Source organism: Pseudoclavibacter sp. VKM Ac-2888 (genome assembly GCF_015351285.1).
Classification (GTDB): domain Bacteria; phylum Actinomycetota; class Actinomycetes; order Actinomycetales; family Microbacteriaceae; genus Pseudoclavibacter.
Map to the genome: position 1 here is coordinate 1689228 of NZ_JADKSM010000001.1, position 14944 is coordinate 1704171.

Annotated in this window: 14 protein-coding genes and 1 riboswitch; of the genes, 6 read left to right on the forward strand and 8 right to left on the reverse strand. The window is 70.7% G+C overall.

What is annotated here, in order from left to right:
- Positions 1–45 precede the first annotated feature (45 nt).
- The gene (locus ITJ61_RS08125) at positions 46–1413 is read right to left on the reverse strand and encodes an NtaA/DmoA family FMN-dependent monooxygenase (RefSeq protein WP_308471365.1); all 1368 of its coding nucleotides are present in this window, start codon (positions 1411–1413) and stop codon (positions 46–48) included.
- Positions 1414–1437: 24 nt separating this feature from the next.
- Positions 1438–2631, reverse strand: a complete 1194-nt coding sequence (locus tag ITJ61_RS08130; RefSeq protein WP_104242736.1) for an LLM class flavin-dependent oxidoreductase — start codon at positions 2629–2631, stop codon at positions 1438–1440.
- A gap of 121 nt (positions 2632–2752) precedes the next feature.
- On the opposite strand from ITJ61_RS08130, the gene ITJ61_RS08135 reads away from it, so the two are divergent.
- From ITJ61_RS08135 to ITJ61_RS08160, 6 genes are all read left to right on the forward strand, one after another.
- On the forward strand, positions 2753–3094 hold the full coding sequence (locus ITJ61_RS08135; RefSeq protein WP_104242817.1) for a VOC family protein: 342 nt from the start codon (positions 2753–2755) through the stop codon (positions 3092–3094).
- 25 nt (positions 3095–3119) lie between these two features.
- Positions 3120–3229: riboswitch (TPP riboswitch) on the forward strand.
- 25 nt (positions 3230–3254) lie between these two features.
- The gene (locus tag ITJ61_RS08140) at positions 3255–3917 is read left to right on the forward strand and encodes a YkoF family thiamine/hydroxymethylpyrimidine-binding protein (protein WP_194685931.1); all 663 of its coding nucleotides are present in this window, start codon (positions 3255–3257) and stop codon (positions 3915–3917) included.
- Complete coding sequence (locus ITJ61_RS08145; RefSeq protein WP_104307216.1) at positions 3914–4504, forward strand: ECF transporter S component; 591 nt, start codon at positions 3914–3916, stop codon at positions 4502–4504. The genes ITJ61_RS08140 and ITJ61_RS08145 overlap by 4 nt, the downstream gene beginning before the upstream one ends.
- Positions 4494–6203, forward strand: coding sequence for an ABC transporter ATP-binding protein (locus ITJ61_RS08150; protein ID WP_194685932.1), 1710 nt, complete (start codon positions 4494–4496; stop codon positions 6201–6203). The genes ITJ61_RS08145 and ITJ61_RS08150 overlap by 11 nt, the downstream gene beginning before the upstream one ends.
- The gene (locus ITJ61_RS08155; protein ID WP_194685933.1) at positions 6200–6964 is read left to right on the forward strand and encodes an energy-coupling factor transporter transmembrane component T family protein; all 765 of its coding nucleotides are present in this window, start codon (positions 6200–6202) and stop codon (positions 6962–6964) included. Before ITJ61_RS08150 ends, ITJ61_RS08155 begins: the two co-directional genes overlap by 4 nt.
- Positions 6957–8342: an NtaA/DmoA family FMN-dependent monooxygenase gene (locus ITJ61_RS08160; protein WP_228496628.1), complete on the forward strand. Its 1386-nt coding sequence runs from the start codon at positions 6957–6959 to the stop codon at positions 8340–8342. Before ITJ61_RS08155 ends, ITJ61_RS08160 begins: the two co-directional genes overlap by 8 nt.
- Here ITJ61_RS08160 and ITJ61_RS08165 read toward each other — a convergent pair.
- From ITJ61_RS08165 to ITJ61_RS08190, 6 genes are all read right to left on the reverse strand, one after another.
- Positions 8333–9850: an aldehyde dehydrogenase family protein gene (locus ITJ61_RS08165; RefSeq protein WP_104307311.1), complete on the reverse strand. Its 1518-nt coding sequence runs from the start codon at positions 9848–9850 to the stop codon at positions 8333–8335. The genes ITJ61_RS08160 and ITJ61_RS08165 overlap by 10 nt on opposite strands.
- Positions 9851–9863: 13 nt before the next feature.
- On the reverse strand, positions 9864–10871 hold the full coding sequence (locus ITJ61_RS08170; protein WP_194685934.1) for a proline racemase family protein: 1008 nt from the start codon (positions 10869–10871) through the stop codon (positions 9864–9866).
- Positions 10872–11077: 206 nt separating this feature from the next.
- Complete coding sequence (locus ITJ61_RS08175) at positions 11078–12019, reverse strand: dihydrodipicolinate synthase family protein (RefSeq protein WP_104242750.1); 942 nt, start codon at positions 12017–12019, stop codon at positions 11078–11080.
- Complete coding sequence (locus tag ITJ61_RS20260; RefSeq protein ID WP_104341457.1) at positions 12016–13467, reverse strand: NAD(P)/FAD-dependent oxidoreductase; 1452 nt, start codon at positions 13465–13467, stop codon at positions 12016–12018. The genes ITJ61_RS08175 and ITJ61_RS20260 overlap by 4 nt, the downstream gene beginning before the upstream one ends.
- Complete coding sequence (locus ITJ61_RS08185; protein WP_104242754.1) at positions 13464–13724, reverse strand: (2Fe-2S)-binding protein; 261 nt, start codon at positions 13722–13724, stop codon at positions 13464–13466. Before ITJ61_RS08185 ends, ITJ61_RS20260 begins: the two co-directional genes overlap by 4 nt.
- A complete protein-coding gene (locus ITJ61_RS08190) occupies positions 13721–14905 on the reverse strand; it encodes an NAD(P)/FAD-dependent oxidoreductase (protein WP_104341458.1) in 1185 nt (394 codons plus the stop codon). Before ITJ61_RS08190 ends, ITJ61_RS08185 begins: the two co-directional genes overlap by 4 nt.
- Between the last annotated feature and the right edge of the window lie 39 nt (positions 14906–14944).

Sequence of the window (14944 nt, forward strand, 5' to 3'; positions counted from 1 at the left end):
AGTTCAACTCCGACGCCCACCTCTTCTCCTCGGGCGGATTCCGGGTCAGTGCGCGAAGGCCGAAGGTGCGCGCGTTCCTCGCTCGGGCACGGGGATGCCGAGGTTCTCCCGCAGCGTCGTCCCCGTGTACTCCTCGCGAAGCGAGCCGCGCTCCTGGAGGATCGGCACGACGTGGTCCACGAACTCGTCGATGCCGCCCGGCGTGAGATGCGAGCCGATGACCAGCCCGTCCGAGCCCTCGTTCTGCACGAAGTCGTCGATCTCCTCGGCGACCTGGGACGCCGTTCCGACGTACCGCACACCGCCGAGCTCGTGGCGCGCGAACTCGCGGATGCTCCAGCCGTTCTCCGCCGCCTTCTCGCGCCACCTGCGCACGGTCGCAAGGCGGTCGCCATAGGTGAAGGCGCGGCCCTCGATGATCGGCGCGCTCTCCCCATCCGGGTCGAAGTCGGGCAGCGGACCATCGAAGTCGATCTCCGAGAAGTCCCGGTTCCAGACCTGCTCGAGGCGCACCTGGATGGTGCGCGGGCTCAGCTGCTGCTCCGTCACCCAGCGCGCCTTCTCCTGCGCCTCCTCGCGGGTGTCGCCGAGCACGAAGCTCGACTGCGGGAGGATCTTGAGGTCGTCCCGGTTGCGGCCGAAGCCCTCGACCCGACCCTTGATGTCGGCGTAGAAGTCTCGTGCCTCCTCGAGGCGCGAGTATGGGGAGAAGATGACGTCGGCGTTGGCGGCCGCGAAGTCGCGACCCTGCGGCGAGATGCCTGCCTGCACGATGATCGGCCTGCCCTGCGGACTGCGGGGAACCGTGAAGCGACCGCTGATATCGAACTGACTCGTCGACACGTCGAAGCGCCCCTCGTCGGCGGAGTCCAGGAACTGGCCAGACTCCTTGTCGGCGACGATCGCATCCGCCGACCAGGAATCCCACAGCTCCCTGACCGTGTTGACCGTCTGCTCTGCCCGCTCGTAGCGTTCGGCGTGCGGAAGGAAGCCGCCGCGTCGGAAGTTGGCACCGGTGAACGCGTCGAACGATGTGACCACGTTCCAGCCGGCACGCCCGCCCGACAGATGATCGAGGCTGGCGAACTGGCGCGCGAGCTCGAACGGCTCGTTGAAGGTGGCGTTGATCGTGCCCACGAGCCCGATGTGCTCGGTGACCGCGGCGATGGCCGCAAGCACGGGAATGGTGTCGGGGCGCCCCGCGATGTCGTGGTCGAAGATCTCGCCGCGCCGCGAGCGCAGCGCGAGCCCCTCGGCGAGGAAGAAGTAGTCGAACTTCCCGGCCTCGGCCTTCTGGGCGGCGTGCTTGAACGTCGAGAACTCGATCTGGCTCCCGGCATCCGGGTGCTCCCAGAGGGTGTGCTCGTTGACTCCGCCGACGTAGGCGGCGAGGATGATCTGCTTCTTGGTCACGATGATCTCCTGATCGAGTCGGGCCTAGACGGCGGCGTAGCGGTTCGGGACGGTGGTCGGCAGGCCGAGGAGGCCCCGCAGGGAACGCGCTTCGTAGCGCTCCCGGAAGAGCCCCTTCTGCTGGAGGAGGGGAACGACGTCGGCGACGATGCGGGGAAGATCGTCCGTCACGACCCCGGGGTGCAGGCGGAAGCCGTCGTAGCCGAGCGCCGAGAGCGTCTCGAAGTGCTCGACGAGCTCGGAGGCCGAACCGGCGAACACCGCGGGCGGCTGCTCCAGCGTGCGGCCCTTCGCGTCGAGGCGAGCGAGACGAGCAGCCCCGGTCTCCTCGGGCCCGTCGAGAAATACCGCCACGTCGACGTAGACGGAGAGCGGCTCGCCGGCACGGCCCACGTTCTGCTCGGCGGCCCGCACCTCCGACAGGATGCTCACGGCCGAGGCGACATCCGACGGGGTGACGAAGAGCAGATCGGAGCTCGCGGCGGCGAACTCGTACGGCACCTGGGCGTGCCCGAGGGAGGCGACCACGGGCTGCCCCTGCGGCGGCCGCGGCGTGATCGACGGACCACGCACGCTGAACCATCTGCCCTCGAACTCGACGCGGTGCACCTTCGCGGCGTCGAGGAAGCGGTCCGTGGAGGCGTCGCGGATCTCCGCGTCGTCCTCCCAGCTGTCCCAGAGCCTGCGCACGACCTCCACGAAGTCGTTGGCCTCGGCGAAGAGGTCGCCGATGTCCGCGGTGGAAGCACGCTCGAGGGTCTCCAGGAACTCCGCCGGGTCGCGGCGCCCGAAGTGCGTGTGGTCCGACCCGATCGAGAGTCGAGCCTGCCAGCCGGCGCGGCCCTCGCTCGTGTAGTCGAGCGTCGCGACAGCCTTGGAGACGTGGAAGGGCTCGGTGTGCGTGGTCGTGACCGTCGGGATGAGACCGATGCTGTGGGTCACGGGGGCTACCCGCGAGGCGATGAGCAGCGCATCCAGTCGTCCCCGGACCTCGTCGGTGCGATCGTCGTCGTGCAGCCGCTCGGACGACTGCAGCGCCAGCGAGTCCTCGATGGTCGCGAAGTCGAGGAGCCCCTGCTCGGCGAGCTGGACGAGCCCCACCCAGTAGTCGGGCGTGAAGAGCTCGTCCGGACGGGCGCTCGGCTCCCGCCAGGCGGCCGGGTGGATGCCGGCGCCATCGAGTGCGACGCCGAGGTGGATTCGGTGTGGGTTCGTCATGATCTGACGCTAGGTGGCGCCACGCGGCGAGGCCACGGCACCTGACGCGCCCCGTTACGCGTCGCAACGTGGCGACATGTTCGTGGAGGCTCCTCGCACCGACGTCGAGCATCATCGGGGCATGGCTATCAAGGGCGTACTTGCGCAGATCACCGTGTCCGACCTGGCTCAGGCTACGGAATATTACGGCAGGCTCTTCGGGCGCGGCCCCGACGAGAATCCGATGCCGGGTCTTCTGGAGTGGCACTTCACAAGCGAGGCCGGCCTGCAGCTCTGGGCCGACTCGAGCCGCTCGGGCAGATCCACGGTGGTGTTCACCGAGGACGACCTCGCCGGTGTCGCCGAACGGCTCGACGCGGCCAGGATCGAGCACGGTGGAATCGAAGACGCCACTCACTTCCAGATCCTCCAGGTGCTCGACCCGGAAGGCAATCACGTGGTCTTCACGAGCGCAGGAAGCTAGGCGCGGACGGCGCCGGGGCTACAGTGTGGCCGTGCACGGGAGCCCGATGAGTCGGGCTGAGAGGGAGTACTCGAACTCCGACCGTTGAACCTGATCTGGGTAATGCCAGCGAAGGGAGTCAACTCACCCGTGCCGTCACGCTCCGACGGAAGGCACGCACATGGAAACCATCACCCAAGACCCGCTCGCATTCGGGGTGGGCGCACGAGTCACCGTCTCGGTCATGTCCGACCGCTACGTCGACGTGATCCTCGCCGCACTCGACGCCGCCGACTCTTCCGGCCTCGTGCTCGAGACGGGCGACGTGAGCACCTACGCGGGCGGCGACGAGCAGTCACTGCTGCGCTGGCTCACCGACCTCTCGCAGCACATCGCGGCGACGGGACTGCACGCCTCCATCCAGGTGCTGCTGTCGCGCGGCTGCCCCGGCGAGGCCGTCTGCGATCTGCCGGGAGGCGCCGGCCCCAGGCGAGTGGACGCGCCCCGCGGACGGAGGTCTGGGAGCTTCGCGAGCGCGGAGTGGGCGCTCTACCCCCTCGAGGATGCGGGCTCGGCAGAGCGGACGCCCGACCACATGCGCGAGATCTACGCGGCCATCGAGACGGCGAAGGCGAGCGGCACGTTCGTGGCCTCCGAGCATTTCGTGACGAAGCTCACCGGCGACCTCGGGCGCGTGCTCGAGACGGTCGCGGTCGCTTGGGCGGGGGTCGGGGCGCACGTGCAGCACGTGACGAGCCACCTCACGATCTCCCTGAACAGCCCCAGTCATGCGCGCGGCCAGGCAGACTCAGCCATCGACACAGCAGCCGAGGCTCGCGCATGAGCCTCAAGCTGCGGGACATCGTGCTCATGGTCGTGCTCGGCACGGTCTTCGGCTTCCTGTACTGGGCGCTCGTGCAGGCGTGGACTGCGCTCTCCATCGCGATGGGGCCGGCTGGCGACCTCGCCCAGCACTTCCTCTTCGGCGGCTGGCTGCTCGTCGCGCCCATCGCGATCGCCATCATCCGCCGGCCGTTCGTCGGCGTCATCGCGGAGGTGCTCGCCTCCGTCATCGAGGTCGTGTTCCTCGGCTCGGCCGTCGGCCCCCTGCTCTTCGTCGCCGCCGCCATCCAGGGCATCGGCAGCGAGCTGCCGTTCGCGCTCGGCCGGTACCGGAAGTACGGGTGGCTGCGGTATGCGATCTCCGGCGCGCTCGGCGCGGGCCTCGTGTTCTTCTACTCGGCGTTCCGCTCGGGCTGGTACGGCCAGGAGATCCTGTTCCTGCGCTTCGGCATCCAGCTCGCCTCTGGCATCATCCTCGGCGGCCTGCTCGCGAAGCTCATCGTCGATTCGCTCGTGCGCACCGGCGTGCTCGACAACTTCGCGATCGTGCAGGACTCGAAGCCGCTCGCCGTTCGCCGTGCGGTCTGACAGCTCGAGCGCCGATATCTCGAGCCTTGACATCGAGGCGGTCGGTTTCGAGGCGATCCACTCCTCTGGAGACGGGCTCGGGCCAGTGGATCTGCGCGTGGCGCCGGGCGAGCACGTGCTCGTCATCGGGCCGTCTGGGGCGGGCAAGTCGACGCTGCTGCAGGCGCTCAGCGGGGTCATCCCCCATACCGTCCCCGCCCAGGTCAGCGGGCGCATCCGCATCTGCGGGGTGGAGACGCAGGAATCGGACGTGCCGCGCCTCTCCAGGCACCTCTCCGTCGTCGCGCAGAACCCGAGCTCCTCGGTGTGCCTCCCCGACGTCGCCGACGAGATCGCGTTCCCGCTCGAGAACCACGCCTGGGCTCCCGAGGCGATGGGGCCAGCGGTGCGCGCGGCCCTCGACCTCGTCGGCGCGGGGGTACTCGCCGGCCGTCGCACGGCGACGCTCTCGGGCGGTGAGACCCAGCGCGTGGCCCTCGCCGCGGCCATCGTCACGGAGCCCCGTGTCCTGGTGCTCGACGAGCCCACCTCGATGCTCGACCCTGCGGGAATCTCGTCGGTGCGCAAGGCGGTCGACGCGGCCTCTGCACGAGCATCCACGATCGTGCTCGTCGAGCACCGGCTGGACGAGTACGCGGGAGCGCGCGGCATCGCGGGACTCCCGGGACGCACGGTCGTGATTGCGCGCGGTGGCGTCATCGCGCACGACGGCCCGACCGCGCGGGTCCTGGTCGAGCACGCGGCGACCCTGCAGGAGGCCGGATGCTGGCTGCCGCTCGACGCGGAGCTCGCCGCACTCACCGGCCTCGAGGGCGGACTCGCGAACGACGAGGTCGCGGACCGGGTCGCCGCGCTCGGGGCGCGCGCCGAGACCCGGACAGCTGCAACGACGCCCTCGGCACCGAGCCGCGAGGCGGAGGCCCTCAGCGTCGACAGCCTCGACGTCGTCGCTGGCGGGGCGCCGAAGCGCACTCGCGCCAAGAACGCCTCGGAGGCGATCCTCCAAGGCGTGAGCTTCCAGCTCAGAGCGGGCGAGGTCGTGGCGCTCCTCGGCCGCAACGGATGCGGGAAGTCGAGCCTGCTGCGAACGCTCGCGGGTCTCGCTCGGCCCCGCTCTGGCCAGGTGCATGGCCCCCGCCCCGGCCTCATCTTCCAGAACCCGGAGCACCAGTTCTCCCAGCCGACCGTGCGGCGCGAGATCGAGCACGGCCTCGGAGCGGATAACGCGGGGCGCATCGCCGAGCTGGTCACCCGCTTCGACCTCTCGGCGCACCTCGACCACAGCCCATTCCGCCTCTCGGGCGGGCAGCAGCGGCGGGTGAGCATCGCCGCCATGCTCGCCCACGACCGGCCGTTCCTCCTCGCCGACGAGCCCAGCTTCGGCCTCGACCGCCGTTCGAGCATCGCTGCGATGCACGCCCTCGATTGCACCGCGCGCAGCGGCTGCGGCGTGCTCTTCTCCAGCCACGAGCTGCGCGCCGTCTGCACGTACGCCGACCGCGTGCTGGTCCTCGCCGAAGGCGGGCTCATCGCCGAGACGACGCCGTTCGAGCTCCTCGAGGACGAGGGCCTCCTCGCCGCAGCGGGCCTCGAGCGAACGCCGCTGCTGAGCTGGCTCCAGGCGCGGCGCTTCCCCGCCGAGCGGGCGCGCGCGATCCTGCGCGAGCTCGACGACGCCGCGACACGGGTCGCGGCATGAGCCCCGCGCTCGAGCGCCGCAACCCCACCGTCAAGCTCGCGGTGCTGTTCGCCTGCTCGCTCGCGACGCTGTTCATCCTGAACCCGCTGACCCTTGGCCTGCTGACCGTGCTCGCGATCATCGCCGTGCTGACGACGACGAGGCTCACCCCAGGAAGACTGCTCGCCGCATCCGTCCCCTTCGTCGCGTTCGGGGTCGGCCTGGTCATGGTCAACGCGCTCAGCCGTCCAGGGGGCGAGATCCTCGAAGGCCTGCCGGTTCGGGTGACCAGCGAGGGCCTCGCCATCGGGTTCGCCCTGGCGCTGCGCACGACGGTCATCGGCATGCTGTCGATCGCGTTCATCGCGAGCACTCCACCCCGTGACCTCATGACGAGCCTCACACAGCACGCCAGGCTCAGCCCCCGCTTCGCGTACGCCCTGCTCGCCGGATTCCGCCTCCTGCAGCTCCTGCCGAGCGAGTGGCAGAGCATCCGCGCCGCGCAGGCCGTCCGGGCGTCGCTCGGACGAGACGGCACGCCGCGCACCGGGATCACCGCGTTCGGCGCTGCCGCGTTCTCTCTGCTCGTCGTCTCGATCCGCTCCGGTGAGCGCATCGCCCAGGCCCTCGAGTCGCGAGGCCTCGGAGCGGGTCCCCGCACCGTCTGGCGCCCGGTCGCGCTCGATGCCCGCGACGCAACACTCGCCATCGTCGTACTCTGCGCGTTCGCACTCGCGGCCACGCTCGGCATCGCCGCGGGAACGGGGCTGTCGCTTGTCTGAGAACAGCACGCGTCGGCTCACGCTCGTCGGGATGGTCAACCCGCCGACCCAGCGCTACGCTGCCGCATGGCGCCACCCGGACTCGAACGGCGACTGGCTGCGCGCCAGCTCGTACATCGACATCGCGCGACTCCTCGAGCGCGGCGGCTTCGACCTCATGTTCCTGCCAGACGCGCTCGCGATCCCGGAAGACGCCCTCGGCGACGTCGCGACGACCCTCGCCAGCGGCGGCAAGGGAGCCGTGACGCTCGACCCCATCACCGTGCTGAGCGCCGTCATCGGGGCGACGCGGAGCATCGGACTCGGGGCGACCGTGTCGACCACGTTCCTGCCGCCGTACGCCATAGCGCGGACGCTCTCGAGCCTCGACCACCTCTCCGCGGGGCGCGTGGCCTGGAACATCGTGACCTCGACGACGGATGCCGAGGCGCGCAACCTCGGCCTCGACCGCATCCCACCGAAGGGGCAGCGCTACGACCGCGCCGACCGCGTCGTGGCGCAGGTGCTCGAGCTCATGGGCACGTGGGATCCGGCTGCGCTGGTGCAGGACGCCCGGAGCGGCGTGTTCGCCGACCCGAGCCTCGTCTCGCGCACTCCGGCGCCGCGAGAACGTGCGGCGGCACCCGGCCCGCTGAGCCTCCCGAGGAGCCCCCAGGGACATCCGGTGCTCATGCAGGCGGGAACCTCGCCGCGCGGCATGCAGTTCGCCGCGAAGTGGGCGGAGCTGGTCTTCGTCGCGGCCGACGGCATCGACGGCAACCGGGCGGTGCGCACCGAGCTTCGCGAGCGGGCCAGACTCGCGGGGCGTGATCCGGACGAGCTCCGCGTGTGCGCTGCGATCCAGCCGATCGCTGGATCGACGCGTATCGATGCAGTCGGCGTCCGCGACTCGCTCCTCGCGCACATCGACGAAGCCTCGGCCGTGCGCTCGCTTGCGCGGCTCATGCACGCTGACGCCGCGACACTGCGACTCGACGGGGACGCCGAAGGCTTCCTCGCCGCGCACCGGGGCGCGACGGGAAGCGATGGCTTCGAGGACATGCTCGCGGCCGTCTCCGCAAGGGAGGGCCTCACCGTCCGCGACCTCGCCCTGCGCCAGTCGCTCGACCAGCTCACGCCGTCCCCGCTCGGCAGCGGCGCCGACATCGCCGACGAGCTGTGCGAGTGGCAGGATGCCGGGGCGGCTGACGGCTTCGTCGTGACCCCGGCCCTCCTGCCCGGCTCGCTCGAGGACTTCGTCGAGCACGTGGTTCCCGAGCTGCGCAGGCGCGGCCGCCTCAGCGAACCTGCCGCAGCACCCTCGGCGCCGACGCTGCGTTCGCGCCTGGCCGCCAAGAACGCCCCGAGAGCTCAGTCACCCCCGAGAGCTCAGCCCTGAGCGCCCCAGGTGGCCGACTGACCCGCGGCGGCCCGCTGCTGCGGCACACCCCACGGGTTCGCGTCCTGCAGCGGCTCCGGGAGCGCCTCCTGCGGCGCACCCTGGTAGGCGACACCGCGCAGGAAGCGGGAGATGGATGCGGTGCCGACCGACGTGGAGGTGTCGTTCGACGTCGCCGGGTACGGCCCGCCGTGCTGCATGGCGGGCGTGACGGCAACGCCGGTCGGCCAGCCGCCGAAGAGCACTCGCCCCGTCTTCCTCGCGAGCCCCGCGACGAGCGCGGAGAGCGCTGGCGACTGCTCACCGGCGGCGGCGTGCACCGTGCCCGTGAGGTTGCCGACGTAGAGCTCGTCGAGACTCGGCGCGAGCGACGTCTCGTCCTCGTACTCGACGATGACCGAGAACGGCCCGAAGACCTCGTCGAGCAGCGTCTCGTCGCCCGCCGCGAGCTTGCTCGCCGGCACGGCCACGATCGTCGGCGTCGCCCACACGTTGCCGTCGTCATCGCTGCGCACAGCACCTTCGGCGACGACCCGCACACCGTCCGCGTCGAGCACGTCCGCCCGACGTTCGAGGTACGCGCGGCCGATGCTCGGGTTGAGGAGCCGGTGCTCGGGGGCCTGCTCGGCCGCCTGCGAGACGCGCAGCTGCAGCTCGGCGGCCGCATCCGTCGCGGGAACCCAGAGGAAGCCGGGCTTCGTGCACAGCTGACCTGCCGAACCGGCGACCGACGCCGCGTAGCCCGCAGCGATCTCCTCTCCGCGCTCCGCGAGCGCGGCCCCCGTCACGAAGACGGGGTTGACGCTGCCGAGCTCGCCGTAGAACTGGATGGGGCGGGGGCGGGCCGCGGCCTTGTCGGCGAGCAGGCGGCCCACGCGGATCGAGCCGGTGAAGGTCCCGACGTCGACGCGGTTGTCCTCGAGCACGGTGACCCCGGCCTGCTGGCCGATCACGAGCGCGAAGACGCCATCGGGGGCGCCGCACTCGCGAAGAGCTCCCTCGACGACGCGGGCCGTGGCCACGGACAGCTCCGGGTGCCCCGAGTGCCCCTTCACGATGAGCGCGCATCCCGCCGCGAGCGCGGCGGCGGAGTCGCCACCGGCCACGGAGAAGGCGAAGGGGAAGTTCGATGCGGAGAAGTTGACGGCGACTCCCACCGGCACGAGCATCCGGCGCACGTCAGGCCGTGGGCCGAGCACGAAGTCCGGGTCGGCCTCGTCGAGGCGGACGTCGAGGTACGAGCCGTCGCGGATGACGTCGGCGAAGAGGCGGAGCTGCACGGTCGTGCGCTTCAGCTCGCCCGTGAGCCGCGCCTGCGCGAGCCCCGTCTCCCGCATGCCGATGGGGATGAGCTCCCCCGCCGCGGCGTCGAGCGCGTCGGCGATCGCGATGAGGGCGGTGGCGCGCTCCGTGGGTGGGGTCGCCGCCCAGAGGGGGGCGGCCACGGCGGCTGCCGCGAGGATCTGCTCGAGCTCGGCGTCGCTGGTATGCGGGGTGGGTGTGCTCATCGATGAGTCCAATCTAGAATTCGAATCCAGCCGGGAAGGGGTCTGTCGGGTCGAGCATGTACTGGCCCATGCCGGTGATCCACGCGCGGCCGGTGATGGTCGGGATCACGGCCGGCCTGTCGCCGACCCGGACTTCGTCGATGAGCTGGCCGGTGAAGCTCGTGCCGATGAACGACTCGTTGACGAAGTCGGTGTGCAGTGGGAGCTCACCTCTGGCATGCAGCTCGGCCATGCGTGCGGAGGTGCCGGTGCCGCAGGGTGACCGGTCGAACCAGCCAGGGTAGATCGCCATCGCGTGGCGCGAGTGGGCGGCGGTGGAGCCGGGTGCGATGAACTCGACGTGGTGCACGTGGTCGACACCCTCGATGGTCGGATGCTTGGGCGCGTCGTGGGTGTTGATGGCGTCCATGATCGCGAGACCGGCGCGCATGATGTCGTCTTTGCGGGCCCGGTCGAAGGGCAGGTCGACGTCGTCGAGGTCGACCATGGCGTAGTAGTTCCCGCCGAACGCCAGCGAGTAGCGAAGCGCGTCGATGCCGAGTTCCGGCACCGGGACGACGGCGTCGAGGCGTTCGCAGAAGCTGGGCACATTCTCGATGGTAACGCTAACAGCGCGTCCTTCGCTCACTTCGACGCGAGCGATCACAAGACCCGCCGGAGTATCGAGACGAATGACGGTCTGCGGCTCGAGGACCTCCACCATGCCCGTCTCGACCAGCACCGTCGCCGTGCCGATCGTCCCGTGTCCGCACATGGGCAGCAGACCGGAGACCTCGATGTACAGGACGCCGAAGTCGGCGTCCGGGCGCGTGGACGGCTGGAGGATGCTGCCGCTCATCGCCGAGTGCCCGCGGGGCTCCCGCATCAGGAACGTCCGCAGGTCGTCGCGATGCTCCTGCACGTACAGCCGCTTGTCGTTCATCGTGGCGCCGGGGATGACCCCGACCCCACCCGTGACGACCCTGGTCGGCATGCCCTCGGTGTGGGAATCGACGGCGGAGATGACTCGTGATGCTCGCATGCGAAAAGACCTCAAGTTCGTGAGTGAGGGGCCGCCCAGGGCGGGGGGACGCCCCGGGCGGCCGGCCCAGCGGGATGAGGGGGGATCGCCCCGCGGGCCAGACGCAACCAGCGCTATTGCCGGATTGCGTCGCATTGGTGCGGGAAGAGCCCCCGCAAGCAGACGGCAGAGAGGCCAGGAAAGCGACCCCCGTGTCTGCTGCGACCCTACTTGAGGGTGGCGAGCGCGTCGAGGGCGCGCTGCGTGTCGGCACGCACGCGCGCCTCCATCTCCGGCGTCAGCGCAGCGCGGGGCGGGCGGCACGGCCCTCCGTTGCGGCCGACCATGTCCATGCCGAGCTTGATGGCCTGAACGAACTCGACACGGGAGTCCCAGCGGAACGCCGCGATGAGGCTCTTGTAGATCTCACGCGCCTCGACGTAGCGGCCCGCTGCCATGTGGTCGTAGATCGCCACGGCCTCGGCGGGGAAGACATTGGGGTAGCCGGCGAACCAGCCGGTGGCACCGTCGATCATGAGCTCGAAGAGCACGTCGTCGCTGCCCGCGATGACGTCGATCGTCGAACCGGCCGCCTCGCAGGCCTCCTGGATCTCGAAGGCGCGTCGGACGTCGCCGGAGAACTCCTTGACGGCGACGATGCCGTCGATCTTCGCGATCTCCGCGACGAGCTCCGGGCGGAGGTCGACCTTCGTGTCGAGCGGGTTGTTGTAGATCATGACGGGCAGCCCCACTTCGGCGACCTTCGCGAAGTGCTCGATGACATCCGCATCCGCCGACCGGTACATGGTGGGCGGGAGGCAGAGCACGCCGTGGGCGCCGTCTTCCTTGGCGAGCTGAGCCCAGTGCTGCGCCTGGTGCCAACCTGGACCGTGCACGCCCGCGACGACGATGCCGCGGTCGCCCACAGCCTCGACGGCGACCTGCACGACCTTGCGGCGCTCCTCATCGGTGAGGGACGAGTACTCGCCGAGCGAGCCGTTGGGGCCGACGCCCCGGCAGCCGTTCTCGATGAGCCAGTTGCAGTGCTCGGCGTACGCCTCGAAGTCGACGGCCAGGCCGGCGGGAGCAGAGGCGTCCTCCTTGTAGGGAAGGGCCGTCGCGACGACGACTCCGCCGAGGTCGAGGTGGGTTGAGGCTGCTTCGGTCATGGGTGTTGCCTTCCTGTCAGGGGATGCTGTTCTTCTGAGGTTCCTGCCAGCTCAGCGAGCCGGATGGGGGTCTGGATGGGGCGACGGTCGACGATGCCCTCGTCGAGACCACGCCCGAGCACCGTCTCGATGAGCTCCTCGGCGCTGCGGCCGCAGATGCGGGCCTGGCAGATGCCGAGACCGGCTCGAGTGGAGAGCTTCTGGGAGCGCAGACTGTGCGAGTGCGTGGCGGCGGCCTTCCGCCGCAGCTGACCGGCGGTCACCTCTTCGCAGCGGCACACGATGGTGTCCTCGCGCAGCCACTCCTGCCAGCCCGGCCGCACGCCGTGCGCCGCCTCGATGCGCGCCGCGAACGACCCGAAGATCGCGCGCTTGCGCTGGGCGCCGCTGATCTGAGGGTCGCTGGACGCACCACCCGCTGCGCAGTGCCCGGCCACGCGCCCCTCGGCGAGGGAGAGGTCGACACCGCCGATGCCCGTCACTTCGCCCGCCGCGTAGACGTCGGAGGTGCTCGTGGCGCAGGACTCGTCGATGATCACGAACCGGCTGTCATCGAGCGCGCAGCCGGCCGCGATCGCCACCTCGAGCCGCGGGGTGAAGCCGTGCGTCACGCAGACGGCGTCGCACGCGACCTCTCGCTCGCTGCCGGCGATGGGCCGCCACTGAGCGTCCACGCTCATGATCGTGACGCGCTCTACACGCCCATCCCCGTGCGCCTCGACGACCGCTTCGCCGACTCGGTACGGGATCCGATGCCGCAGCTGACCGGCGACGTAGCCGAAGAGCTCCTGCACCTTGCCAGGGGCGCCCGCGAGCTGCCACGGCTTGGGCAGCCAGCCCGAAGCGAGACGCGGGATGCGGTTGGCTTCGACGACCTCAACGACCTTGGAGCCGACCTGGGCGAGCGAGGCCGCGACGGGGAGAAGGAACGGACCCGCGCCGGCCACCACGACGGCGTCGCCGACCGCGATGCGCTCGCTCTTCGCGAAGGCCTGAGCAGCACCCCCGGTGTAGACGCCGGGGAGGTCCCAGCCGGGAAACGGGAGGGTGCGGTCGTGAGCACCCGTCGCGACGACAACCGCATCGGGCTCGAGGGTCGATCGAACGCGGTCGGCCGCATCGGACATGCCGGTGAGCAGCTCCAGCGCGGGCAGCCCGACGGCCCACACGCTCGTCTCGCCGAGCACCGTGATCCGGGCGTGCGAGCGGACACGTCGGTCGAGGTCCAGGAACGTCGACCAGCCGTGGTGCATGGCTGCCTGCCCCTCGCCGTCGCGCTCCTCCGGCAGATGACGCCAGTACTGGCCGCCGAGCTCCCGACTCGACTCGATGAGCGTCACGCGCGCCCCGCCCTCCGCTGCGGCCAGCGCGGCCGCGAGGCCTGCGGGGCCACCCCCGACGACGGCGACATGGCGTGGCGTCGACTGCTCGGTCCGCGTCGATCTCATTGGGAGCTCACCTCATCCCCCTCGCACGCGCGCCTCTGGCACGCTCGAACGTCCGGCACGCCGTCCACCGTGACGAGGCAGTCGAAGCACACGCCGATGCCGCAGAACAGGCCGCGCGGTTTTCCCGCGACGGCGGTCTCGCGCCAGGAGACGCGGCCGGAGCCGAGCAGGACGCCCGCGATGCTCTGCCCCTCGAGACCCTCGACCGTCTCACCGTCGACGGTGATGCGCACGGGCTTGTCGGCGCGCTCGCTCATGCGACCGCCTCCAGCTCTCGGGCGAGCGTCGGGCGGGTCGGTGAGAACAGGGCTGCATCGATCTGCGTCGATCTGCCGTCCATGAGATCCCCGATCAGCGACGCCGTGGGCAGCGAGAGGCCGATGCCGGCCCCCTCGTGGCCGGTGGCGTGCCAGAGGCCGGGCAGGCGCGCATCCTGGCCGATGAGCGGCAGGTGGTCCGGCATGAAGGGGCGGAAGCCCGAGTAGCTGCGGATGACGGCCGTCTGGGCGAGGAAGGGGAAGATCGAGATCGCCTTCACCGCGAGCTGGCTGAGCACGTTCGCGCGGAACGCGTCGTCGAAACCGACCTGCTCGCGACTCGAGCCGATGAGCACCGTGCCACCCGGAGTCGACTCGACGACGCTCGAGGTCATGAGAACCGCGTCGCCGGACCCGACGGCACCGACGTAGTCCGCGTCGTACACCTTGTGGAAGACGCGCTGGGGCATCTTCGCCGTGACCAGGACGACTCCGCGGCGCGGACGAACGGGGAGGGGCACGCCGAGGGTCGCGGAGACCTCGCCGGACCACGGGCCGGCGGCGACGACGATCTCGGCGCCGCGGACGTCGCCGGCCGAGGTGCGGACGCCGACGATGCGGCCCGCCTCGCGGATCGCGCCCAGCACGTCGTGGTGCTCGAGGATGCTCGCCCCGCGCGCCCTGGCGAGGGCGACGAGCGCTTCGGTTGCGATGGTGGGCTGCACCTGGCTGTCGCCCGGGTACCAGACGGCTGCGGTCATCCGCTCGGTGATCCACGGCTCGAGCTCTCGAGCCTCGGCGTGCGTGACGGGCTCCGCAGCGACCTGCGCGTGGCGCTGCGTGGACGCGAAGTCCAGGAGGGCGGCCGCTCCCCCGTCGGTCGTCGCGACGACGAGGCCGCCCTTGGCTTCGAACTCGATATCGGGAAAGTCGTGGCCGAGCTCGTCGCGGAAGGTTCCGGCGAGCGTCGACCAGGCTGCGTTGGCGAGCTTCGAGAGCTCGAGCTCGGCGCCTGGCCCCTTGTCGGAGACGAGCAGGTTGCCTTCGCAGTGGGCGCTTGTGCCGCTCGCGACGCGGCCGCGCTCGACGAGCGCGACTCGCCGGCCACGGCCGGCGAGCTCGGCAGCGCAGGCCGCTCCGATGATGCCACCGCCGATGATCACGACGTCGTACCTGACCATCTCGCACCTCCTGTCAGTAATATGTCACACACCATGTGT

Bases quoted from the DNA above. Each gene is read 5' to 3' on its own strand.
- ITJ61_RS08165 (WP_104307311.1), bottom strand. From the start codon at position 9,850: ATGAGCACACCCACCCCGCATACCAGCGACGCCGAGCTCGAGCAGATC.
- ITJ61_RS08145 (WP_104307216.1), top strand. From the start codon at position 3,914: ATGAGCCTCAAGCTGCGGGACATCGTGCTCATGGTCGTGCTCGGCACG.
- ITJ61_RS08170 (WP_194685934.1), bottom strand. From the start codon at position 10,871: ATGCGAGCATCACGAGTCATCTCCGCCGTCGATTCCCACACCGAGGGC.
- ITJ61_RS08135 (WP_104242817.1), top strand. From the start codon at position 2,753: ATGGCTATCAAGGGCGTACTTGCGCAGATCACCGTGTCCGACCTGGCT.
- ITJ61_RS08185 (WP_104242754.1), bottom strand. From the start codon at position 13,724: ATGAGCGAGCGCGCCGACAAGCCCGTGCGCATCACCGTCGACGGTGAG.
- ITJ61_RS20260 (WP_104341457.1), bottom strand. From the start codon at position 13,467: ATGAGATCGACGCGGACCGAGCAGTCGACGCCACGCCATGTCGCCGTC.
- ITJ61_RS08175 (WP_104242750.1), bottom strand. From the start codon at position 12,019: ATGACCGAAGCAGCCTCAACCCACCTCGACCTCGGCGGAGTCGTCGTC.
- ITJ61_RS08140 (WP_194685931.1), top strand. From the start codon at position 3,255: ATGGAAACCATCACCCAAGACCCGCTCGCATTCGGGGTGGGCGCACGA.
- ITJ61_RS08130 (WP_104242736.1), bottom strand. From the start codon at position 2,631: ATGACGAACCCACACCGAATCCACCTCGGCGTCGCACTCGATGGCGCC.
- ITJ61_RS08155 (WP_194685933.1), top strand. From the start codon at position 6,200: ATGAGCCCCGCGCTCGAGCGCCGCAACCCCACCGTCAAGCTCGCGGTG.
- ITJ61_RS08190 (WP_104341458.1), bottom strand. From the start codon at position 14,905: ATGGTCAGGTACGACGTCGTGATCATCGGCGGTGGCATCATCGGAGCG.